The sequence below is a fragment of the Haloarcula sp. H-hyl2 genome (assembly GCF_056934385.1).
In genome coordinates, this window is record NZ_JBRIIJ010000002.1 from 1,003,227 (window position 1) to 1,025,496 (window position 22,270).

The 22,270-nt window shown below is 61.5% G+C and carries 20 protein-coding genes, 1 tRNA gene and 1 pseudogene; 9 read left to right on the plus strand and 13 right to left on the minus strand.

Features of this window, described 5'->3' with window-relative positions; genetic code table 11:
* Positions 1-260: 260 nt before the first annotated feature.
* The 3 genes from Hhyl2_RS14905 to Hhyl2_RS14915 all read right to left on the minus strand — a co-directional run bounded on the left by Hhyl2_RS14905 (position 261) and on the right by Hhyl2_RS14915 (position 2,583).
* Positions 261-470: a hypothetical protein gene (locus Hhyl2_RS14905; RefSeq protein ID WP_483551558.1), complete on the minus strand. Its 210-nt coding sequence runs from the start codon at positions 468-470 to the stop codon at positions 261-263.
* The gene (locus Hhyl2_RS14910) at positions 460-651 is read right to left on the minus strand and encodes a hypothetical protein (RefSeq protein WP_483551559.1); all 192 of its coding nucleotides are present in this window, start codon (positions 649-651) and stop codon (positions 460-462) included. Before Hhyl2_RS14910 ends, Hhyl2_RS14905 begins: the two co-directional genes overlap by 11 nt.
* Before the next feature lie 909 nt (positions 652-1,560).
* On the minus strand, positions 1,561-2,583 hold the full coding sequence (locus Hhyl2_RS14915) for an AAA family ATPase (protein ID WP_483551560.1): 1,023 nt from the start codon (positions 2,581-2,583) through the stop codon (positions 1,561-1,563).
* A 154-nt stretch (positions 2,584-2,737) separates the two neighbouring features.
* On the opposite strand from Hhyl2_RS14915, the gene Hhyl2_RS14920 reads away from it, so the two are divergent.
* Positions 2,738-3,832: a hypothetical protein gene (locus tag Hhyl2_RS14920; protein ID WP_483551561.1), complete on the plus strand. Its 1,095-nt coding sequence runs from the start codon at positions 2,738-2,740 to the stop codon at positions 3,830-3,832.
* A 246-nt stretch (positions 3,833-4,078) separates the two neighbouring features.
* Positions 4,079-6,259 (plus strand): PGF-pre-PGF domain-containing protein, encoded by a 2,181-nt coding sequence (locus tag Hhyl2_RS14925; RefSeq protein WP_483551562.1) that lies wholly within the window; start codon positions 4,079-4,081, stop codon positions 6,257-6,259.
* 294 nt (positions 6,260-6,553) lie between these two features.
* Here Hhyl2_RS14925 and Hhyl2_RS14930 read toward each other — a convergent pair whose 3' ends face one another.
* Positions 6,554-7,762, minus strand: a complete 1,209-nt coding sequence (locus Hhyl2_RS14930) for a hypothetical protein (protein ID WP_483551563.1) — start codon at positions 7,760-7,762, stop codon at positions 6,554-6,556.
* Positions 7,763-7,812: 50 nt separating this feature from the next.
* Between Hhyl2_RS14930 and Hhyl2_RS14935 the strand changes: the two genes are divergently transcribed.
* On the plus strand, positions 7,813-9,303 hold the full coding sequence (locus Hhyl2_RS14935) for a sodium:solute symporter family protein (protein WP_483551564.1): 1,491 nt from the start codon (positions 7,813-7,815) through the stop codon (positions 9,301-9,303).
* Here the strand turns inward: Hhyl2_RS14935 and Hhyl2_RS14940 are convergent.
* On the minus strand, positions 9,300-10,640 hold the full coding sequence (locus tag Hhyl2_RS14940) for a CapA family protein (RefSeq protein ID WP_483551565.1): 1,341 nt from the start codon (positions 10,638-10,640) through the stop codon (positions 9,300-9,302). The two genes, Hhyl2_RS14935 and Hhyl2_RS14940, sit on opposite strands and share 4 nt — an antisense overlap.
* Before the next feature lie 339 nt (positions 10,641-10,979).
* On the opposite strand from Hhyl2_RS14940, the pseudogene Hhyl2_RS14945 reads away from it, so the two are divergent.
* A pseudogene (locus Hhyl2_RS14945) lies at positions 10,980-11,266 on the plus strand (DDE-type integrase/transposase/recombinase); the annotation flags it as partial.
* A gap of 583 nt (positions 11,267-11,849) precedes the next feature.
* Here the strand turns inward: Hhyl2_RS14945 and Hhyl2_RS14950 are convergent.
* A tRNA-Ile gene (locus Hhyl2_RS14950) sits at positions 11,850-11,954 on the minus strand.
* A 147-nt stretch (positions 11,955-12,101) separates the two neighbouring features.
* On the opposite strand from Hhyl2_RS14950, the gene Hhyl2_RS14955 reads away from it, so the two are divergent.
* The gene (locus Hhyl2_RS14955) at positions 12,102-13,316 is read left to right on the plus strand and encodes an anion permease (RefSeq protein ID WP_483551566.1); all 1,215 of its coding nucleotides are present in this window, start codon (positions 12,102-12,104) and stop codon (positions 13,314-13,316) included.
* A gap of 19 nt (positions 13,317-13,335) precedes the next feature.
* On the opposite strand, the gene Hhyl2_RS14960 is transcribed toward Hhyl2_RS14955, so the two are convergent.
* Together Hhyl2_RS14960 and Hhyl2_RS14965 are read right to left on the minus strand one after the other, a co-directional pair.
* The gene (locus Hhyl2_RS14960) at positions 13,336-13,767 is read right to left on the minus strand and encodes a universal stress protein (RefSeq protein WP_483551567.1); all 432 of its coding nucleotides are present in this window, start codon (positions 13,765-13,767) and stop codon (positions 13,336-13,338) included.
* 404 nt (positions 13,768-14,171) lie between these two features.
* Complete coding sequence (locus Hhyl2_RS14965) at positions 14,172-14,864, minus strand: hypothetical protein (RefSeq protein ID WP_483551568.1); 693 nt, start codon at positions 14,862-14,864, stop codon at positions 14,172-14,174.
* A gap of 79 nt (positions 14,865-14,943) precedes the next feature.
* Here Hhyl2_RS14965 and Hhyl2_RS14970 point away from each other — a divergent pair, with 79 nt between their 5' ends.
* Genes Hhyl2_RS14970 through queC form a run of 3 tightly spaced genes read left to right on the plus strand, consistent with a single transcriptional unit; the run spans position 14,944 to position 16,901 of the window.
* Complete coding sequence (locus Hhyl2_RS14970) at positions 14,944-15,390, plus strand: 6-pyruvoyl trahydropterin synthase family protein (protein WP_483551569.1); 447 nt, start codon at positions 14,944-14,946, stop codon at positions 15,388-15,390.
* Entirely contained in the window at positions 15,390-16,172 is a 783-nt protein-coding gene (locus tag Hhyl2_RS14975; protein WP_483551570.1) for a 7-carboxy-7-deazaguanine synthase QueE, read from the plus strand. The genes Hhyl2_RS14970 and Hhyl2_RS14975 overlap by 1 nt, the downstream gene beginning before the upstream one ends.
* Positions 16,173-16,187: 15 nt before the next feature.
* Complete coding sequence (gene queC, locus Hhyl2_RS14980; RefSeq protein ID WP_483551571.1) at positions 16,188-16,901, plus strand: 7-cyano-7-deazaguanine synthase QueC; 714 nt, start codon at positions 16,188-16,190, stop codon at positions 16,899-16,901.
* A gap of 30 nt (positions 16,902-16,931) precedes the next feature.
* Here the strand turns inward: queC and Hhyl2_RS14985 are convergent, their stop codons facing one another.
* Together Hhyl2_RS14985 and Hhyl2_RS14990 are read right to left on the minus strand one after the other, a co-directional pair.
* Positions 16,932-17,315 carry a methylglyoxal synthase gene (locus Hhyl2_RS14985; RefSeq protein ID WP_483551572.1) on the minus strand — a complete coding sequence of 128 codons (384 nt, stop codon included), beginning with the start codon at positions 17,313-17,315 and terminating at the stop codon, positions 16,932-16,934.
* Between the two features lie 102 nt (positions 17,316-17,417).
* On the minus strand, positions 17,418-17,687 hold the full coding sequence (locus Hhyl2_RS14990) for a HalOD1 output domain-containing protein (RefSeq protein ID WP_483551573.1): 270 nt from the start codon (positions 17,685-17,687) through the stop codon (positions 17,418-17,420).
* A 407-nt stretch (positions 17,688-18,094) separates the two neighbouring features.
* Here Hhyl2_RS14990 and Hhyl2_RS14995 point away from each other — a divergent pair, with 407 nt between their 5' ends.
* Positions 18,095-18,796, plus strand: coding sequence for a sugar phosphate nucleotidyltransferase (locus tag Hhyl2_RS14995; RefSeq protein WP_483551574.1), 702 nt, complete (start codon positions 18,095-18,097; stop codon positions 18,794-18,796).
* A 179-nt stretch (positions 18,797-18,975) separates the two neighbouring features.
* Here the strand turns inward: Hhyl2_RS14995 and Hhyl2_RS15000 are convergent, their stop codons facing one another.
* The 3 genes from Hhyl2_RS15000 to Hhyl2_RS15010 form a co-directional block, all read right to left on the minus strand.
* Positions 18,976-19,992, minus strand: a complete 1,017-nt coding sequence (locus tag Hhyl2_RS15000; protein ID WP_483551575.1) for a hypothetical protein — start codon at positions 19,990-19,992, stop codon at positions 18,976-18,978.
* Between the two features lie 233 nt (positions 19,993-20,225).
* Positions 20,226-21,308, minus strand: a complete 1,083-nt coding sequence (locus tag Hhyl2_RS15005) for a sugar ABC transporter permease (RefSeq protein ID WP_483551576.1) — start codon at positions 21,306-21,308, stop codon at positions 20,226-20,228.
* On the minus strand, positions 21,308-22,270 hold the full coding sequence (locus tag Hhyl2_RS15010; RefSeq protein WP_483551577.1) for a carbohydrate ABC transporter permease: 963 nt from the start codon (positions 22,268-22,270) through the stop codon (positions 21,308-21,310). Before Hhyl2_RS15010 ends, Hhyl2_RS15005 begins: the two co-directional genes overlap by 1 nt.

Here is a 22,270-nt window from a genome sequence, read left to right on the forward strand (position 1 = left end):
GGATTAATCAGATAAAGTCTACTGTTCTGTAAATGTTCGGAATGGTTGGTAGATAGAGTTCAATATGCATTAATATATTCTTGTATTATCAAAATTAGGGTTGGAATCTACCAACAGCGTGTATAAGTGATGCTTTTTCTCGACATTGAACCTACTAGTGACGGCGCGTTCTAACTCGATGGGGCGGAGTGATCCCTTGAGGCTGACAGACACGATGCTCGGGGCCTTCCAGTCGTTCGTGCGGTCCCAATCCTTGGGCGTCAACCCTCTTTGGGTTTCTCGAAGCTCTGTGCGAGGGAGGCTTTCCAGCGGTCACGCTCGTCGGCGCCGAGCCCGCTGTAGGTCGGGAGGCTCCCGTATTCGAGCGCTGCCTCGCGGATGAGTCCGGGCTCTTCCCAGGGTGTGGTAGTCTCGTGGTGCGGTCGTCTTGTGCCGGTGGAGAACGAGAGTTTGGGGGTCTCACTCGTCAAGTTCGTGCTCGTGCTCGCGCCACTTGTACAGCATCTGGAGAGCTTTCCGGTAATTGTCCTTGTGCGCGCTGCTCTTCTCCTGCCTGGCGAAGTGTCTGAGTTGCGCGTCTGCGTGCTCGTGCGTGACGTTCGTGGTGTACCCGTTCCCCTCGCTCCACACCCACCGGTAGTACTGGTCCATCCGATGACTCGGGCATTTGACCTGATGTGCGCGTACCCGACGACCGCCTTCGGGTCCTTCCCGAACACAAGCAGCCACTCGAGGCACTGCTCGCGCTGGTTGCGGTAGTCGACCCACTGGCGTTCGTTGAGGACTTCGGTTGACGGTCGGGAACCCTTGTAACGCCGTCGAGGGAGTTCGTTGCCGTATCGGCGTCCTTCATTGCCGGCCTCCGCGACGGGAACCCTGGACTTTGCTGTGTGAGAACGAGCAGATGATCGAATTCAGAAGGATTTATATAACGGCTCAATTCGCATTTCTTTTGCGGAAATTACCCGAGTTCATATTCCGTCTCAAGCCCGAATATCGCCCTACATAGCCGAAAGCGAGTTTTCAGGCGTCAAATCAGACCCCAAAGGACACTCAAACCACGAGGTTAGAGTCGCTCTCTCAAGGTAACCAGCTGGGCCCTGCGAGGAAACCTTACGATCAGCACCGGAAAACTACGATCCGACCAATTCAATCAGCGTATATATGACATGAAACTTCCGGAGGAGTCCCTCGTTTCAACGTGTGTTCACAGCTACAAGATTCGGACCGGGGTGTTCATCTTTAGTAACCCCAATCTGTTACAGTATTATTGATGTTCCATATATCCTGCGAGTCTGCTTCCATACAACGACAGAGTAGCTTGCCTTCCCGTGAATACCGAGTGTTTCGACGATTGTCTGAACCGAAGAGAGAACAGGGCAGAAGCGAATGAAGTACTCTCCGGTAACGGCTGTCTGGCCCAATTATCAATTTGTCTGTCGAAAAAAGCAACGAGGCGAGTGCCCGCATAAGAGCAGGGTCGACCACCTACCGGCAAATATCCTAACGGTGCGGTGGGGTTCGAGAAGCCTTAGCGTGAACCACCCGGGTGGGATCACTCTAGCTGAGATTATCGTTTGACGGCACTTCCTCTGTCAACCCACTTTTGGACCCATTCCGAAGCGCCGATTCCATTAGCTCGGTCTCCGGCGGCGTTATCGACGCCGTGATGTCCTCGATCACTGCTGCCGGCGTCACATCACTCAGATCGGCGTCAGTCGTCAAAACGAGCCGGTGGTGTAACACAGGATGAATCAGTTGCTTCACGTCGTCGGAAATGACGTAGCTCCGTCCATCGATCGCGGCGTGTGCCTTTGCAGTTTCGAGCAAGGCCAGTGACCCCCGGGGGGATGCCCCATGGGCGGTATCAGGGTGTTCCCGCGTTGCCTCGACGAGTTCGAGAATATAATCGTGCACCAGGTCCTCGACGTGTACATTACTGACTTCCTGCCGTGCCGACCGAATTTCCGGGGTCGAGACGACCTGAGAGACATCACTGGCACTCATCGTTGGCTGGCCATGAAAGCGCTTCAAGAGTTTCCGTTCGGATTCCGTTTCAGGTAATTCGACAGTGATTTTCTGCTGGAAGCGGTCCCTCTGTGCTTCAGGGAGCGTGAACGTCCCTTCCATCTCGATCGGGTTCTGTGTCGCAACAACGATGAAGGGGGCAGGCAGCTCGAGTGTTTCGTTTTCGATCGAGACGTGCCCTTCGGCCATCGCTTCGAGCAGTGCCGACTGGGTTTTCGGCGTCGCCCGGTTGATCTCGTCGGCGACAACGACGTTCGCGAAGATCGGGCCCTTCTGGAGTTCGAACTCGCCGGTCTGCTCGCGATAGACAGTCGTCCCCGTAATGTCTGCGGGTAGGATGTCCGGCGTCATCTGGATGCGATTGTATTCGAGGCCGCTGGCGCGGGCAAACGCGTTCGCGAGCGTCGTCTTGGCGACGCCAGGCACGCCCTCGAGCAGGACGTGGCCACGCGTGAGCAGCGAAATCGTGAGCTGTTCGACTGCATCGTCCATCCCGACAAGAACAGTCCCGACTTCCGCTGTAATCTCCTCAGCAAGTGATGCGGGATCGGTCATTACGAATCCCTTCTGGTTGTGTCCGTATCAATGTATTCGTCCAGTTCCGACATACTCACCTCACAGAATCGGGCAGGTGAGCACGCTCACCAAACCACAATCTGAGACCAGAAACACCGAAAGACATGTGTGTACGTTCTCTGGTAGCTAACATATGACTCGTTCACGCGGCGCGCCCTGGCTGGTCTTGGTGGTGGCGGGCCTCGCGATCTCCCTCCCAACCGCGGTGGCTGTGCCGGGCTACTCGCTTTCGGCCGAGCCGTCTATGGACATCCCCGATCAAACTGTCTCGTATCAGGGGAGTCAGTATACAATCCGATCGACGACACAAATTACGGCCGACGGATCGGTCACGGTCCAGGCAGCCGTGCCCAGCGGCGCCGACTACGATATCAACCTCCGTGGCCCGGAGAATCAACTGATCAGTAGCGCACAGCACACTGGCGACAGTACCGAGACGATCGACTACTTCGGCAGTGGCGAGGCGGGCACGTACGCGATCACGATCCGGGACAACAATAACCCACGGGCAGTCCACCCGGTCGTCATCGCGAGCCACGACGTCACAGTCGACGGCCCGGCCACGGTCGCGGTCGGCGACACACTGACGATGTCGGCGACGCTCTCGGATCGGGACGTGCCCCAGCACTCCCAGGTGCAGGACGTCGAGTTGGTCATCACCAGCGGAGAGACGGTGATCGAGCAACAGCGAATGGCCCGGCAAGGGAGCACCACCTATGCGATCGATCTCTCGACAGCCTCGCTGTCGCCGGGCGCATACGATGCGTACGTCGTCGTGCGTGGCGACAAGACTGTCCGGACGCGAGCGGAGATTCTCGCGTTAAGCGAGCGGACGGACTTCGAGGTGCGGTCGGCGCCGTCGGAGCCCACGCCGACGCCGACACCGACACCTACCGAGCCGAACGGACAGACAGACCCATCGACGCCGACCCCCACGCCAACGCCGACACCGACGGCGGCAGCAACAGCGACGCCCACGGCGTCGCCGACGCCCGTCTCGCCGACGCCAACCCCGACGGCCGGGACGACCCAAACCCCGACCCCGACGCCCCAGCAATCTCAGGCGACGACCGCCCCGGCGACGACAGCGACTGACAACGATGCCAACGTGATCGATCCGTCGACGCCGACAGTGGTCACGACGGAGGGGTCTGGGCCCGGTTTCACACCACTCGTTGCGGTTCTTGGTGTCTTGGTCGCGATTGCCCTGAGCCGACTCCAGCGGTAGCACTCGGATTCGGTCTCGCGTGGTACTGACCACGATGCAAGCTATTCACCGGGAAATCGACCCGCTCGTGGAAAACATTCATTATGCCCTGCCCTGATTTCAGAATAGAGACAGATGACAAAGCTACGCCGATGCCTAGTGGCATTAGTAGTTGTACAAGTCGTATTCAGTGTCTTCGTGCCGGGGGTGGCGGTTGCAGCCTCGGTCGACAACCCATCAAACGTGCCTGACTCGCAGGTATTCAACGTGTCCAGTGATGGGCAAATCGAAGGGTGGGAGCGCGCTGCCTACACTCTTCGTGTTGATGATACGAACGCTGATACACAGATCACCCAGCCCAGCGTCGTCCAGGGTGAACGCCTTGGCGCCGGGGCGACGTTCACCAGCGGGAACGATGGAACTGATTCGAAATCACTGGTCCGTGAGTTCGGTAACGACAGGAACCCCATGGGCGTCCACCAGAGTGGTGACCAGGTCACCCTCTCGTTCGACGCCAATCAGGCGACTGCGGGAACCTTCTCCGCGCTGAACAACCAGGACCGTGTCGAACTGGTCGCAGCCCGGCTTGACGAGTCCAGCGGCAGCGGGCTGCCCTCGAGTGGGCTTTCGTCGCTGAATCTGCTTAGCGATGTCGAGGAAGCGAACGGCGATGCGACGTTCCAGCTCCTCGAGAACAGTGTCTCGCTGAGCAACACCGGAACCCTGGAGCATACGAGCTCGTTCAGTTCCGGCCAGTACGTCGTCTTCGCGACCGTCCACGAACCCGGTGCAGATGGGATCGAGACGGGCGCAACGTCCAGCGATCCGACGCTGGACCAGGGCAACATCTCCATCGACGGTGACGTCGTCGTCATCGGCATGGATACGCTGAGTGTGCACAAAGACGAGGCCGATGTGGACGAACCCTCTGGCAGTTCGCCGGGCGACGAGCTGGAGTTCGACATCGACACGACCGCCGCGTTCAGCAGCAGTGACGATGGCGACATCACGCATGCGGTGGCAGTCTACAAGAAGTCGACCTTCGAGGAATCGCGGTTCGACCTCGTTGTCGACGAATCATCGCTCGACAGCCAGTTCGATGTCGAGTCAGACACGCAACTCGAGCACTCCATCGAAACAGTCAATGGCGTCGTGCAGTGGGACGCAGTACCCAACGGTGAGGTCCGCCGCCCGGTGAGTGCCTCGAACGCGATCGTGTTCCTGGCCGATGAACTCGACAGTCCGAGTCCGGATACCGACCCAATCACGGCCGGCGGGGACAGCAACAGTGACTACGAAGCGCTCGATGCCTCGGTGACGGTTGTCGACGGCGCGGATCGTGAAGCGACGGTCACTGTCGATACCTTCGACAACTTCACTTCAGGCCAGTACCAGTACGTCGTCATCTCGAGTGTCGATGGTGATAACGCCGAGATGAGTACCACGACCGGCAAAGTCCGTCTCAGACCCACCAGCGCTGGCGGCGGTGGTGGCGGCGGCGGTGGCGGCGGTGGCGGCGGTGGTGGACCGCCGGCCGTCGTCAAACCGCCGGTGAACCGCGGCTCCGGTGGCGCATCGGCAACTATCGGCTCGCTGTCGCCAGGACAGAGCGTGCAGCTGGCGATTGGGAGTCCGTCGACCAATGGCGTGGCCCTGAACCAGATCGGCTTTACTGCGTCCGGGTCCGCGTCGAGTGCGCTCGTCACCTCAAAAACCTCGTCACAGCCGCCCAGTGGCGTCCCAGCACCGTCGCAGATGGGTTCGGTGTTCCAGTACGTCCAGGTTTCCACGACGAATCTCCCGGCTAGTGCCGTGTCGAATGGTACATTCAACTTCCAGGTCTCCCAGCAGCAACTCTCGGCGTCTGGACTGAATCCATCCGACGTCACGATGCAACGGTACAACAACGGTACTTGGGAAGAACTCCAGATAACCTACCTCGGTAATGGGACCTACGAGGCCGTCTCGCCGAACGGGTTCTCCACGTTCGCCATCGGTGTCAAGGCGCCCTCGATTACTATCACGGACACGAGCGTGAGTGCGACTGAAACTGCCGTCGGCGAGTCCGTCGACGTGACCACGACAGTCGAGAACACTGGCGAGAGTGATGGCGAAATCACGCTCGAGGTCACGCAGAACGGCGATGTCGTGGAGACGACGACTGTGAGCGTCGATGCAGGCGAATCGGCGACTGAGACGATTTCACTCACGCTCGACGACGCCGGTGAGTACGAGATCGCTGTCAACGGTGAGGCTGCAGGCACGGTGACTGCTGCAGCGGATGACACGCCAACTGCTTCGCCGACCGTGTCTACGACTACTGCGACCGAGGACCAACCCGACGAGACTGCGACCACGGAGGGCGATGGGCCCGGCTTTACGGCCGCCATCGCGCTTGTCGCGCTCGTGGCTGCGGCACTGATCGCGATTCGGAGAAAAGAGCAGTAACTGACACCCTCTGACGGTTTTCTTCTCTTTGCTGTTTCCGATTTCCACGAAACCGAGGAGAAAGCCCACGACTTTCGCCGTGCGAGAAGCCACTGCCTTTCAGCGATGAGTCCGCAGACCTGTTCACAGTGGTCTGGGTCTTGAACGGGAACGAGCCTACTGCAGATGGAAAACGGAGCCCTGCGGGCAATTGATGACGGCAATCTCAGGTGAGAGTAGGGTCAAGCAGGGCTCCACCGGAAACGATTAGCGTGAGAATAAAAAATCATTTGGCTGAAATCATTCTTGCCCTGGCTATAGAGGGTCGATAGCCGCGATTCCGCCCCAGTCAAACGGTTCGCGAGGGGGTTCACGGCGGGCTGTTTCCCGCTCAATCTGCATCGGCCAGAAGAAATCCGCTCCGACACGATGAATCGCTGTCCGCCCTCGCTCTCCGACAGCCACACGCTGTTGGTCTTCGTCGACGACATCGAGGAAGGCCGCAGGCGCCATTGGATAGTACGCCACGTGATCCGTCGCCCAGTGATCGATACACGCACCGGTGAAGGATGTCGCATACATCGGGACGACATCGGCGTTCGGATAGAGCCGACGGAGTTCGGCCCGCGCTTCTTCGGGAACGTGCCCGCCGCTCATCAGTAGCGTCTCGACGTCTCCGGGGTCTGTCGGCCCCTTGGATTCGAGGATCGGATGAAGCTGCTGGGGAATACCCATCCCGGATGCCAAATGCTGGAATGACTGGGCGGTGATGATATCCTCGGCTGCACTGATCGTCGCGTCTAGCCGAGCCATTCCCTTGAGGCCAGCTGTCAGGTCTGGGAGCGACCGCAGAAAGCCATCGATGCCGTCTGTCATTTCCTGGAGGACTCGGCCTTGCTTTTTGAGGTACTTCGGTTCGATACCGACGAAGTGACAGGCCTGCCCGCACGCGTTCGCAGCACGGACGAGGTGTTGTTCGTACAGCCCGTATGGACCGACCGCGAACCAATCGCCGTCAGTCGGGCTCCGCTGGTCGACGTGGTATGCGTACCACTCGCCCATGTCTTCTGATACAGGTCGCCCGTACGGCATCGACTTCTTTCGCCCTGTCGTTCCCGATGAATTCGAAATATCGATCGACGTGATATCGTAGTACTGTGGTGTGATATACCGAAGTTGTGCGTTCCGGAGCGCTTCTTCGTCGGCAGGCGGAAATTTACACAGGTCAGCAACCGACTGTATCTCGGCTCTCGGGTCGAAGCCGAGCTCGTCCACTCTGTCGAGCCAGTAGGGCGTGCCGAATTCCGGGTGGAAGTGGAGGTCAACTACCGCCTGGAGATAGGTATCGATGTCGAGACTCGACGAGAGATGTGGGAGAGCAGATCCTCCTGCAGACGGTTCACCGAGTAGTCTGGCCAGAGATATTTCGTCTACCCGTTCTCGAAGGGTCTCGATAGTGTACTGTGACTCACTCATAAAGGGTATGCCCACCAATTCATGCAAAATAGTTGTGTTTGTGAACATATTGTCTCAGAGCCAAGATTTTAATTGGGTGCAACAGGAGGGCATCGAGTATGGTCACAACAATCATCATTGGGATAACTGGAATTTATCTGCTAGCCATGGTGGGCGTTGGCTATTATTTCTACCAGCGTGGTGGGAGCGGGGTGTCGGAGTATTTCCTCGCGGGAAAACGAGCCCCCTGGTATCTGGTTGCCATGTCGTTTTTTGCAACCGGAATGGGTGCTGGTGCGACAATCGGCCTCGCTGAATCTGTGTTTCAGCAGCAGACAGTCGCGGCAGCGTGGCGCTATGGCGGGACCTACGCCGTCATCGGTATCGCATTCATCGTACTCTTGCTTGCCGGCAAACTACCACAGACCACCGGTGTCACGATACCGAGTATCATCGGTGACAGGTACGATCGAAAGACCAGAAGCCTGACCGGGGTTTTCTACGTACTGATGTTCCTCGGCACCCTGGGTGCCCAGTGGCTCGCGGTTGGGACCATCATCAGCTTCCTGATTCCGACGCTGACAGTTCTTCAGGCCGCCGTGATCGGTGCCGTCTTCGTCACAGCCTATACGCTACTGGGTGGAATGTCTGCGGTAATGTGGACCGATCTCGTCCAAGGGATTATTCTTTTTCTGGGGCTCTGGTTGTTGGCACTGCTCGCAATCCCGGAGTTCGGTGGTTGGGGGTCGATCACACAGCAAGCCACCTCGGTCTCGCCCACCGCCATGGACCCACTGGCGATCAGCCCGATCGCACTGGTCGGGTTGATTATCCAGTTTCTTCCGTATACGTTCGTTGCACAGGATTTTCTCCAGCGAATCATGGCTGCTCGGAGTAGCCGTGACGGGATTATCGGAACCGCCCTCACGGGGTTGTTCACGACTGCACTGGTCGTCGTCCCAGTGTTCGCTGGTGTACTGGGCCTGATTCGCTATCCGAACATTAGCAACCCCAAATATATCATTCCACAACTGGCGACCGATGTGCTGCCTGCTTGGGGCGCTGGCATACTGTTTGCTGCCCTGACCGCCGCAATAATGAGTACCGGCGACAGTCTGCTACTGTCGGTCTCGTCGAACGTCATCGACGATTTCTATCTGGAATATGTCGATCCGGAGGCGGATCCGAGCACACAACAGCGCATGTCTCGGGTGGTGGTCGTCGCGATTGCGCTGCTCTCACTGGGGATGGCCTTCCTGTTGCCCCGGATTCTGGATCTTCTCATCCTGGCGACGATCGGGATTACTGCTGGGGCAGTCGTCCCCTGGCTGGCAGTCTTCTATTGGCCCAGGGCCACTGCCAACGGTGCGTTCTGGAGCATGCTCATCGCGGGGCTCGCAGCGATGATCTGGGGCCTCGTCGGGTTCCTCAACGGGACGACGACGTTCATGGGACTGCCACCGATGTTTGTCGGCTTCCCGATTTCGATCCTGTTGTTCGTTGGTATCTCGTATTACGAGACTCCAGAATACGAGCAAGCGCTTCAGGCTGCTCGGGACCATAATCTATCGATTGCTCCCGATATTCGCGACCGCGTCACCGACGACTAAGGTCGGATTCGCCCCTCTCCCGCTTCGATGGCGATCGACGTTCCGAACTCGGCGGACTGGTCAGCGAGCCGTTGTAGAATCTGTTCGCCGTGCTCCGTGGCTGCACTCATGGGTGTGCCGCGGCTGCCGCGAGACCGTTCGTAGCCGAGGTCGAGTGGTTTGAGCGTGATCTGTTCTATCCCCTCCTCGCCGAACCGACACACGGGGAGGACGCCCTCCCAGTACTGCTGATCTTCGTGAATGTCGAGCCGATCGTAGACGTCGGCTGCCGAATCGTCCCTCGGATCGAGGCCAAGCGCTGTGTACATCGAGGTAGGGAGGCGTTCGACCGTTTCGATCTGTGCGGCAAAGTTCCCCAGTCCATAGAAGATCGGGGCTCGCTCGTAGATCTCGATCCCGCGGAGTGTATGTGCACCATGGCCGAGCACGGCATCCGCTCCCGCATCGATGCTCTCCCGAGCAACGTCTGTGATGAAGTCCGGAACGGAGGGGTCGTTGATTCGAGCGCCACGTCCCTCGTGTGAGTGAAGGCTCACGAGCACCCAGTCTGCCTGCCTGGTTGCTTGTCGGATCTGTGCGATTAGGGCATCGACGTCCGCCTGGTTCGGACGGCGCTCGATAGCGAATTCGTCGCCGACCTCGAACTCGAGATGAAACTCCGAGGCGTTGGTGACCGCAAGCGCATCGGCGTTCAACAGCGTAAAGCCTTCATCGCCGGTCGGGATGCCGGCCTCACGACGCCACTGCTTGATCGCTTCGAGCCCCAGCCCCTCACTCAGTTCATGGAGCTGGTCGTACCACTCCTCTGGCACGACGTACTGTGATTCGACGCGGAGTGGTGCAACCCCTGGCCGCCCAGGCACCTCGGCGGTCGCTGCACCGGCATGGGTGCCGGGAGAAATCGTCGAACACGCGGCGACGAGACCAACCCGTCCTGCAGGTGTGTCGACGTACGTTGGCCGCCTCGCTTCGTCTAGGGACCGTCCCAGTCCTGCATGCGGGATGTCCCGTTCGTCGAGGGCATCGAGTGTCGCTTCCATACTCCGATGCCAGCCGTCGCCCGCGTGGTTGTTCGCGACCGAGAAGAGGTCGAACCCGGCCCACGTGAGTTCATCCACGGCCCAGGGAGGTGCCGAGAGATAGCCGCTCGTCTGGGCTGCCGGATACCCCTCGTGATCGTCTAGTGGGGTTTCGAGGTTGACGAACCCGACGTCCGCTGTCTGGACGGTGTCTACTACATCTGCAAATCCATCCACGCTCGATAATCGAGAGAGTCGTCGATTGACAATTGCATCACCACCGGCAACGAGCGTGAAGTCGGATCTTGTCTCCGACATATGATAGCCAACGAGAAGGAACGGTAAAATAGTATCTCACGTCCCCCTACTCCGCAGGCGCTGAGACAGCGATGTCGCGACCATACTCATCGAAATCTGACGGTACAGACGGCATTGTCACAATGCGGGGCACATCGGTATGAGAGTAACCAAGAGCGGTGGGGAAACCGGCCATGTGGTCGTACATTGACAGTCCGAAGTCGTCCGGCGCTGATTAGGGGGCCACTGACGACTGAGCGTACGGATTCCACGCTTTTCACGGGCCCCACACTCCGTTTGTACTCAGGCGTCTGTCCACGTCCGAAGCGTCGCCTCACGCTTGCTGTGGGGAGCCGAGAACGTCCAGGGTGGGTCGCTGTCGACGAGAAACAGATCGGGTTGACGGCGAAAAGAAGTGGCTCTACGCTGCTATCGACAGAGAATCGAGGTTGCTGCTCGAAGTTGACGTGTTCAGCCGCCATGGAACCGACCCCGCGGCGGCGTTCCTACATCGACTCACCGAGAAACATAATGTCGCCGAGTCAGTGTTTCTCGTTGATGCTGGCGACTATCTGACTGCCCTCTTTCGTCACTATCTGAGCGGTCGGCTCGACTATCGAATCCGGGACCACATCGGAAAGTGGTTCTAGACTGTGACTGTTGGAATCAATCCACAGTTCTAATGTGAAAACCGCCCTTATTAAGACCATTATGTCGGTATTTGAGTTTAAATAAGGTATTATAAATTCATAAGGGCTCAATATGTGCGCACTATTTCGACTGCGCCCAAACTTTATAGTTATATGTGGGGATTAAAGATAGAAAATTCTCTATTACACTATCAAATCTAGATATATAACTATATATGGGGAAAATAGGGGATAAAAATCATAGAGTGGCCTCAAACAGATAGATGTGGGAGATTGTGGTAGATTAGTTTGGTAATCCGATTTGGCCTGAATACTAAGACCGATTCGTTATTTGAAACCTGTGGGATTAGTATTTCTCCTCTGTACAGCTGCAGTGAAACAGGATTGATCAATCGGTCATAGATTACGACCCTATACCCCGTCGGCCATCAGCGAAGGCAAGACGGCAGCGACCCCCAACCAAACGCTGGATGGGTCACGCAGACCCCAGTAAATCAGATCACACGCCGAAAATAGAAAATAATGGATACAGGCTCGCTCTGTACCGAATACACTAGCCCACAATCGTCCAAACGCTGGATGGGCCCTGCCGGATTTGAACCAGCGCTCAATCGGTGTCCCACGCCGACGGGAGGTCCGTCGCCGATATGAGCCGATCGCTTTAACCAGACTAAGCTAAGGGCCCTTCGTACGAGAGTTCTTGAGTCCGGACCTTTAGCCTGTCGGGACGTGGTCGGGAGTAGCACGAACGCTTTTCGCCGGGCGGTGTCAACACGGTGGGTATGGACGGTGGCGCCTGTCCCGGAGAATCACGGACGGGAGTGAGTGGTCGATGGTAGCGGTCGGCTTCTGGGTACTGGTCGTTCTGGCGACGCTGACGGGACTCGGGACGGCCTGGGCGCTGGGGGCCAACAGCAACTCGCCGCCCTTCGCGCCGGCGATCGGGGCCAACGCCATCTCGACGATGCGGGCGGCGTTCCTCATCGGGATCCTCGCGGCGCTGGGGGCGCTCACACAGGGGGGCAGCATCTCGGAGACGGTCGGATCAGGGCTCATCGACGGGGTCGCCATCACCTCGCTGGCCGCGACGGCGGGGTTGCTCACGGCGACGGCGTTCATGGCCTTCGGCGTGTACTCGGGGTATCCGGTCCCGGCGGCGTTCGCGACGACGGGTGCGATGGTCGGCGTGGGACTCTCGCTCGGGGGTGCGCCGGTGTTCGACACCTACCGCGAGATCTTGCTGTTCTGGGCGCTCGTGCCGCCGGTATCCGGCGGGCTGGCGTATCTCACCGCGACGCTGTTGCGTCGCGACGACATCCCGGAGACGGTCAGCGTGCCTATCCTGGCGGCGATCGTCGGCGGTATCGTCGCGAACGTCCAGTTGAGCGTCATCCCGTCGCCGCCCGATGCGACGCAGGCGTCGATCGCGGGGTTTCTCGGTGGGTTCGTCGGAACACCGGCCGTCGCCGGCTTCGAACTCGACGTGCTGGCGGTCACGCTGCTCGCGGCGGCGGTGAGTTTCGTGTTCATCCGACGGCGGACCCAGGTCTCTGTCGACCGGGGCGTCAAGACGTTCCTGGTGGTACTGGGGAGCGTCGTCGCGTTCTCCAGTGGCGGCAGTCAGGTCGGACTGGCGACCGGGCCGCTGGAGAACCTCTATCGGGTCGAACTGGGACTGCCGGGGGTCGCCCTGCTGGGTATCGGCGCGACCGGCATCCTTGCGGGGGCATGGATGGGCGCACCGCGACTGCTCCAGGCAACCTCGCGGGAGTACGCCCAACTGGGGATCCGCCGGTCGATTGCGGCGCTCGTCCCCGGGTTCATCATCGCGCAGGCAGCCATCGCGCTGGGGATCCCCATCTCGTTCAACAATATCATCATCTCGGGTGTCATCGGCGGCGGCCTCGCGGGCGGGTCGGCCGGCGTCTCACGGCGGAAGATCGGTGTGACGCTGACGTTCTGGGTGTTGACGCTCGTCACGTCGATCGGTGTCGGGTTCGGGCTCTATCGACTGCTATCGACGGTGCTGGGCGTCGCGGGGGGTTGAATCAGCGTCGCTGTCGCCGCTATCTGACGACGGTGACCGTCACTGGGGCGTTGCTGACGACCGCCGTCGCGACCGTTCCGAGTAATCTGTCGACGAGATCGGGTTCCGTGCTCCCGTGGCCGCCCATGACGACGTGGTCGACGTCGCTCGCGTCGACGAACGCGAGGATGGTGTCCGCGGGATCGCCGGTCTCGACGGCCGTCTCGACGTCGCGGTCGGCCTCGCTGGCGCGCTGTTTCGCCCGGTCGATGAGATTCCGGGCCCGGTCGTGGGCCTGTTCGCGGCGCTCTTCCCCGGCTCCGACGATGCCGCCCTCGCTCATCCCCTCGTCGAGTGGGGTTACGACGTTCAGGACGGTCAGCTGACAGTCGAACGTCTCGAGTGCGTGGGTCAGCGCCGCGTCGGCCAGTGGCGAGCCGTCGAGGGGCACCAGCACGTGGGAAGGAGCCATGGCACAGCTTGTGTGGCTGTGTACAAGATTCCCCCGACCGACTCGATAGCCATTCCTGTTCGAACTATTTACTCGGTCTGAAAATAACATATTTCGTAGGTTATTTACTGTCTCGGCGTTTCGACTCGTTTGGCAGGCGAACGGGGCTGTGATCCGTATCCCACCGTCGGTTACCTGTCCCCCAGACACCACCGACACGCCCCTCGCCGGGGCTCGATACTCCCCATGGTCAAACCGTCCCTGCCGTCGTCAGTCAGCCATGAGACGGGCTCCGTGCCAGAGTGCCGTCTGCATGGACCACCAATACCACCAATTGCCTTGTCCGTCGGTGGACGCCGGTTCCGGCGTCCACCACTCCCCATTCCGACTCCGGCCAGCGACGTGTTCGTCGCCGTGTCCGGTCGTCACGCCTCGTAGGCGTCCTCGACGTCGGCCTTCGCCTCGGGGATGACGCGCTGCTCGGCCCGTCGCATCGAGCGCAGTGCTTCGTCGGTGAACTCGACCTCCAGCGACGGGAGCGCTCTGGCCAGCCCACCGAGAACGTCGCCGGGATCGATCTCCAATTCGAAGACGAACGCGTCCCGGTGCTCACGGAGCGGCGTGCTGTACTCGAAATGGGTCTCGACCACGTCGATAGCCTCCTCGCGGTCGTAGGCCTGGGTCACGGCCGTCCAGAAGTCGTCGCTCTCGGCGGCGATGATCGGTGCGAGGTCGTCGCCGAAGCTCCGCTGGCGGGAAAGCAACGCCTCCCGGATCGTCTCGCGTCGCTCGCCCCGGACGCTGTCGGCCAGTGAGTCCCAGTAGATGTCTCGGGTCAGCACGTCGTCTGCGTAGGCCTCGAAAGTGGCGTCCGTCTCGGCGGCGTAGTCAAGCACCGGCTCGAACTGGGCCATGATCTCGCGCTGGTACTCCCTGAGTTTCGGGCGGACGACGTGGCGCTCCAGCGGGCGACTGTTCTTCAGCAGCTTGCTCACTGCACGACTCCCACCACCGCGCGAGCCACGGAGGACTGCAGCCACGTCGAACGCCGCGTAGGTCTCGTCGACGAGATCCGAGAGGTAACGCTCGAACCCGTCTTCGACGGCACGTCGTGTCACACTACCGTCTGAGGACTGCACCATCCTATCCCTTACGCCGGTTCGTGCGATTTATCACCCACTCCGATAATCCTGGGATATGACTCAGAGAGTATCCCGTCCCGATCCAGTCACGACCGCCGGCGAGCGCACGCTCGTCGTCGGCGAGGACCGCCCGATCCGGATCTCGACGGGCCACCGGCTCATGCACCACGACGGGAAGTGTTCGCGGCCCCACGGGCACAACTACGAACTGACGGTCGAACTCACCGGCGAACTGACCGACGAGGGCTGGGTCGTCGACAAGGGTGCGGTCACCGACGCCATCGACGAGTGGGACCATCGGTTCCTGCTGGAAGCCGGCGACCCCCTGATCGAGGCCTTCGACGAGAGCGGGGACGGCGACGCGGTCGTCGTCTTAGAGCACCCGCCGACGGCCGAGGTGATGGCGACCGTTCTGGAGCACAGGCTCGCCGACCGGCTTCCCGACACCGTCTCGGACGTGCGCGTGACGGTCCGGGAGACCGGGGAACTCTGTACGCGCTGATGCCGGTCGCCAGCGACACCGACGGCCTCGACGGCGTCGACCCCGCCGGCGAGGACACGACCGACGCGCTCCCGATCAACGAGCTGTTCTGCTCGCTGCAGGGCGAGGGACGACTCGCCGGCGTCCCCTCCGTGTTCGTCCGCACGAGCGGCTGTAATCTCCGATGCTGGTTCTGCGATTCCTACCACACCTCCTGGGAGCCGACCGGCGACTGGTACGCCGTCGAGGACGTCCTCGCGGCCGTCGAGAGCCACGACGCCGACCACGTCGTCCTCACTGGGGGCGAACCACTGATTCACGACACCAGTGTGGACCTCCTAGAACGGTTGGCCGACCGGGGCTACCACACGACCGTCGAGACCAACGGGACTCTCGTCCCCGACGCACCCATCGACCTGGCCAGCGTGAGCCCGAAACTCGCCTCCAGCACGCCGACGCCCGACCGCGATCCGAAGGGCGACGGCGAGTGGACACAGCGCCACGAGGATCGCCGGCTCGATATCGACGCGCTGGCAGCGCTGGTCGAGCGCTACGACACGCAACTGAAGTTCGTCGTCACCGGGCGCGACGACATAGTCGAGATTGAGGCCCTGCTGGACCGGGTCCGGTCGGCGGCCGATGTCGCCGTCCCCGACGACCGCGTCCTGCTGATGCCCGAAGGACAGACACGCGACCGACTCGAGGAGACTCGCTCGCTCGTCGCGGAGCTGGCACTGGAACACGGCTACCGGTACACGCCGCGGCTCCACGTCACGCTCTGGAACGACGCGCCGGGCACCTGAGTATCCACGATACCAATGACACCTGACTCCCAGACCCACGACGACCGCGCTGTCGTCCTCGCCTCCGGCGGGATGGACAGCGCCACGGCAGCATACGAGGCACAGGCCCGCGGCTACGAGGATCTGTACTTGCTGCACACGAGCTACGGACAGAACACCGAACAGCGCGAACGCGAGTGCGCTCGCGCCCTGGCCGACCACGTCGACGCAGACGACTTCCTCCACGTCGAGACGGGCCACCTCAGCCGGATCGGCGGCTCGTCGCTCACCGACGACGGGATGGCCGTCGAGGACGCCGACACCGACGGCGACGACATCCCGACCTCCTACGTTCCGTTCCGGAACGCGAATCTCCTCTCGATGGCCGTCTCCTACGCCGAGGCCAGCGGGGCGAGTGCGGTGTTCATCGGCGCCCACAGCGAGGACTTCTCGGGGTACCCTGACTGTCGGCCCGCCTTCTTCGACGCCTTCCAGACCGTCGTCGACGTCGGGACCAGACCCGACACGGAGATCACACTCGAAGCACCCTTCGTCGAGTGGTCCAAGACCGACATCGCCGAGCGCGGCCTCGAACTGGGGGTCCCCTACGCCGACACCTGGAGCTGCTACCGCAGCGACGAACCTGCCTGTGGGACCTGTGACGCCTGTGCCTTCCGTCTGGAAGCGTTCCAGCGACTGGGCGAGCGTGACCCGATCCCCTACGAGACCCGGCCCGACTACGCCGACTGAAGGTGACCGAGCGGCTTCGACGGGGAGCGCTCAGTCGTCCGCGCGGTCGGCGGCCAGTCCGTCCAGAACGTACTCGGCGGAGGTCCGCGTCGTCGCCAGGGGTACGTCGTGGACGTCACAGATGCGCAACAGCGCCGTGATGTCCGGTTCGTGGGGCTGTGCGGTGTGTGGGTCCCGCAGAAAGACGATGGCATCCATCCGGTCTTCGGCGACTTCGCCGCCGATCTGCATGTCCCCGCCCTGGGGACCGCTCTGTTTCCGCTCGACGGTCAGGTCGGTCTCGTCCATGATCCGCTGCCCGGTCGTCCCCGTGCCGACGAGTTCGAACTCCGAGAGCAGTGATTCGTACGCCTGGACGAGGTCGATCATCTCGGGCTTCTCGTCGTCGTGGGCGATGAGCGCGATGCGTGTCATACCGGAACTGTCGACGGCCGGCGTGAAAGAGAATGTGGTCGACGCGGTGGCTGGCCGCCCGCCGTCACTGACCATGTGTGTCACACGCCCGGCGCCGCTCTCTCAGTCCTCGTCGACCTCGACCAGTCCGTCCGGCGTGACGGTAACAGTGTGGTCCTCGACGGAGAACGTCGCTGGCTCCCCGCCGTCGCTGACGACCGCACGCAGTGTCTCCTCGTCGACGTACTCCTCGATGTCGTCGAGTTCGTCGGCCGCCAGGTCCGTCTGTGCCAGGACCGCGTTGCCGATTACTTCGTCTGCAGGCACCGGCGTCTCCCAGCCATCCTCGTCGCCGTCCTGCAGCAGGTACACTGTCCCGTTGTCGGTGCTCATACATACGGATAGCACCGGATATCGCTTAACAGGTGCTCAGTGATTTCAGAGCGTGAAAGAACTCCCTGTCGACGTGTGACAGGTTCACGCCGTCCACTCCCGAAACCGGAGCGCAGTGGCTCGACAGTCGACGTCGCAAAACGGTGTCGGAGGGCTACCGGACGATGGTTGTCAGAGGCACGGTCCGGAACACTCTCTCCCCAACACCATCCCCACATACTCGGCGGTACTACTTAATGATTTGTACTTTTCACCTGGAAATATGCGTCTACTGTCAGAACCACATCTCCGGTAATCTGATCTGTTCGGTGTGCTAGCCCGTGATTACCATTGACATGTCTTCGACTGGATGGACGGTATCGATGGGCAGCGTGGCGTTTTTATTCGGACCGCGTCGACTGTGCGGTATGAACGGGGTCGTGCTGGCGGCCGGCGAGGGGACCCGACTACGGCCGCTGACCGCCGACAGACCGAAAGGGCTCGTCCGGGTCGCCGGTCGACCGCTGCTGTCGCACGCACTGGACGCGCTGGTCGGTGTCGGCGTCGACAGACTCGTCATCGTCGTGGGCTATCGCGGGGACGATATCGTCGAGCACTACGGCGACAGCTACTGCGACGTCCCCGTCACGTACGCCTGGCAGGACGACCGGCTCGGCACCGCACACGCCCTCCAGCAGACGCTACCGCTGGACGGGACGACGGTCGTGATGAACGGCGACAACGTCTGTCGCGCGAACCTCGATGCGGTCGTCGAGCATCACCGGCGTACCGGTGCCGCCGGGACCCTCCTCGTAGAGTCAGTCTCGCGTGCGCAGGCCCGCGAGACCGGCGTCGTCGAGACCGAGGACGGCCGTGTAACCGGCCTCGTCGAGAAGCCCGACGACCCACCCTCGACGCTCGTCGTCCGCGGGTTCCAGATCTACGACCCGATCGTCGAACCCGCTTGCCGCCTGCTGACCCCCTCTGGCCGGGGCGAATACGAACTCACCGACGCCGTGGACCTGCTGGTCCAGGCGGGCCATCGGGTCGAGACGGTCCGACTGGACGGCTGGTGTCACAACGTCAACGACACCGACGACATCGACGCGGTCGCCGAGCGCCTCGGCTGACTGTAGTTGTGTGGACTTGTTGATGCCCTCACACGGTGATCGGTTTCAGTAGCCGTGCTGCATAGACAGCGCGAGTCGGTCACGGGTGGTCTCTCTCGAGATAATCGGTCGTCAAAGCTTTGTGACCGAGTGACAGCAAGCATCACGGCCGTCGAGACTCGACAGCGACCGTCGATGGTTCATCTGTCGCTTACGTCCCAGCGTCCGATATCGCGGACGGCGAACGTCAACCGCGGTCGCTCCCCGCCGTCCGCGCGACGCGGGACCTCGAACACGAGCGCGCTCGTGTACTCCTCGCCGGGTTCCACGGCTCTGTACAGGCCGTAATCGTCGTACGCCGTGCCGCCGGCAGTGAAGTTCTCGTACGGCGTCCGACTCGGACAGGCGGGGTAGAGCGCGTCGCCACAGGCCGGCGAGAACAGGTCGACCTCCGTGTCGAACCAGGTCGTCGACCACAGCCGCCGCGACTCTTCGCCCCGGTTCTCGAAGGTGAACTCGATGACCAGAAGCTCCGCGCCCGCGCTGGCGGTGATGTTGCGGTCGCGGACGCCGCCGATCGACTGGGTCCGCTGGACGTCGGTGATGCTGACGGCGAAGTCGTTCCCGGTGGCTGTCTCGTCGGCGGACGATATCGGGAGTCCGACCACCGGAGTCAGCGCGACGCTCGCCACGACGAGCACCGTCACCCCGGCCAGAACCGCTCGCCTGCCAGACAGCGTCGGGAGCGTCGCCGGCCACCAGTCGTATCTCGACCAGTCGACGGCGGAGACGACCCAGTACCACAGCGGGGCGGCGGTCAGGAGGAGGACACCGAGCAGCCCGACTGCTTGCGCCCAGAACCGAGAGGTGCCGTTCACGAACAACGGGAGGGCACCCCCGAGCGCGGCGAGGAGCATCCCGCGGCTGAACCGGGGCGAAAAGGAGGTCACCCGCTTCGGGTCCGAGACCAACCAGCCGAATACGAGCGGTCGACCGACCAAGTACCAGACCGCCGCGCAGAGTCCTGTGAGGGCGACGCCCGCTGCCGTCAGCATGTACCACAGCTCGAACAGGACGTGGTATGCGATGTGCGGAACCCATACTTTGAACAGGAGGACTCCGTACAACGCTGTGGCACCGACCGCGCCGACTGCTCCAGGGAGAAGCTGCATCTCGGTTGGCAGATATTCACGGAGGGGGTCGTGGAGGGAACCCATTGTTGACACTTCTGCGTCCTCAGCGATATGTCTTGTTCAACCAAAGCACGCCTGTCTGAACACGCTCCTGTAGACATCCTCTACATTCAGCAAACAGTTCGTATCAACTTCTGAGAGTTTCAACAGGGCCGGTTGTGTTCACTGACGCGGAGTCCTGCTCGAACAGCCAGAACTCTCTGCTGCTAAAGCAAGCATTGCCCTGATCGACCGACAAACCGAGAGAAGTGGCGGCGTCAGCCTTCGACGCCGCTGAACGACAGCCCACCCTCGATGTACCGCTGTGCGAACAGATACACGAGCATGATGGGCGTCGCGAAGGTGAGCGCGAACGCGGAGAACCGCGCCCACGGGATGGAGTACTCGTCGACGAGCGAGTAGAGCCCGACCGGCAGGGTGTAGTTCTCCGTGCCCAGCAGCGTCTGGGCGACGACGAACTCGGTCCAGCCCGTCAGGAACGTGAAGATGAACACCGTCGCGAGTCCGGCCGCGGACATCGGGAGGATGACCTCCCAGACCACGCGCCACGGCGGTGCGCCGTCGACGACGGCGGCCTCCTCGTAGGAGACCGGGATGCCGTCCATGTAGGTCTTCAGCAGCCACGTGTTGAACGGCACGGCCGTCGCGGCGTAGTAGACCGCCAGCGCGAGCTTGTTGTCGTTGATGCCGAACTGGACGTAGATGGCGTACATCCCGATGAGCAGGGCGACGCCGAGTCCGCCGCCGACCTGGGTCATCAGCACGTACAGGAACAGGATCTTGCGCCGGAAGAGGAACTCGCGGCGCGAGAGCGCGTACGATGCCGGGATGATCAGCGCCATCGCGATCAGCACCGTCGGGATGGCGACGGTGACGCTGTTCCAGAGGAACTTCTTGAACTCCGAGGGCCGCTCGACGCCGTAGGCCGAGGCGTCGAGAACGGTCAGACCGGGCGTCTCGAAGACGAACGCCAGATCCGTCAGTGGGATGGCGACGGTGATCGCCAGCGCGGGGATCCCGACGTCGCCAAGCACCCAGATGAACGGCTTTATCGTCGGGTTCGGCGGGATCAGCGTGATGCTCTCGGAGGTGTACAGGGACGCTCCAGAGCCAGAGATGGCCGCGGTGAAGATCCAGTAGATCGGGAACAGCAGGGCCAGGACCATCGCCGTCGCGGCGATGGTCGAGGCGATGACCTTCAGGACCTCCGAGGCCGGCACTTCACCGCGCTGGACGGCCTCGACCGTGTACTTCCACTGCTGGACGGCCTCGACGGGCGTCCGGGCGATGTTGAGGGCGTCCTCGGTCAGCTTGCGCGTGATGTTCGAGAGCAGCCCCATCAGTCGTTCACCCCGTCAGCCAGGCGACCCTTCTTGACGTTGAGCCACATGAACGCGCCGATGAACACGAGCGCGACGATGCTGATCGCGGCCCCGCGACCGTACTCCTGGAACTGCAGCGCCTCACGGTAGCCGTAGACGACGATGAGCTCGTTCGCCCGTGCGGGGCCCCCTTCGTTGAACACGTAGGGGATGAGGAACTGCTGGAACGACGCCGCCGAGGTGAGGATCGTCGCGAACAGCACGGGTTTCTTGATCGACGGCAGCGTCACGTGGATGAACCGGGAGACGAAGCCGGCGCCGTCGACGACGGCGGCCTCGTGGAGCTCTTCGGAGACGTCCTGGAGCGCGCTCACGGTGATGATGACCATGAACGGGTACGCCAGCCACGCCTCGGTGACGTTGTAGGCCATGAAAGCCGTCCACCGCCCCGAGAGCCAGGAGATCGACTCCATCCCGAAACTGGTCAGGAGCTGGTTCATCAGCCCGAACTGGGCCGAACTGAAGATGCCGCGCCACACCGTGATGATGAAGATCGGCGGCAGGCCCATCGGGAAGATGATAAACGAGCGCAGCAGCCGCTTGCCACGGACGAGGTCGCTGGTCACCACGAGCGCGATCGAGAGGCTCGTGACGACCTTGAGGACGACACTCGTCGCGACGAACAGCCAGGTCACCCCGAAGGAGTTCCAGAACTCGGGATCGGTCAGCACGTTGGCGTAGTTCTTGAGTCCGACGAACGTCGCGTCGCCGAACGTCAGTACAGCGACCGCCCCTTCGCCGGCGAAGAGGTTCGCCGGCTCGGCGTTCGTAAAGGAGATCCCGATCAGATAGACGACCGGGAACAGCATGAACGCCGAGAAGATGAACAGACCCGGTAACACGAGCAACAGCGACGTGTCTCCCCGGTCCAGGAACGGGATGTTCTCGACGACGTGTTCGACGCGTGATACCGTACTCAT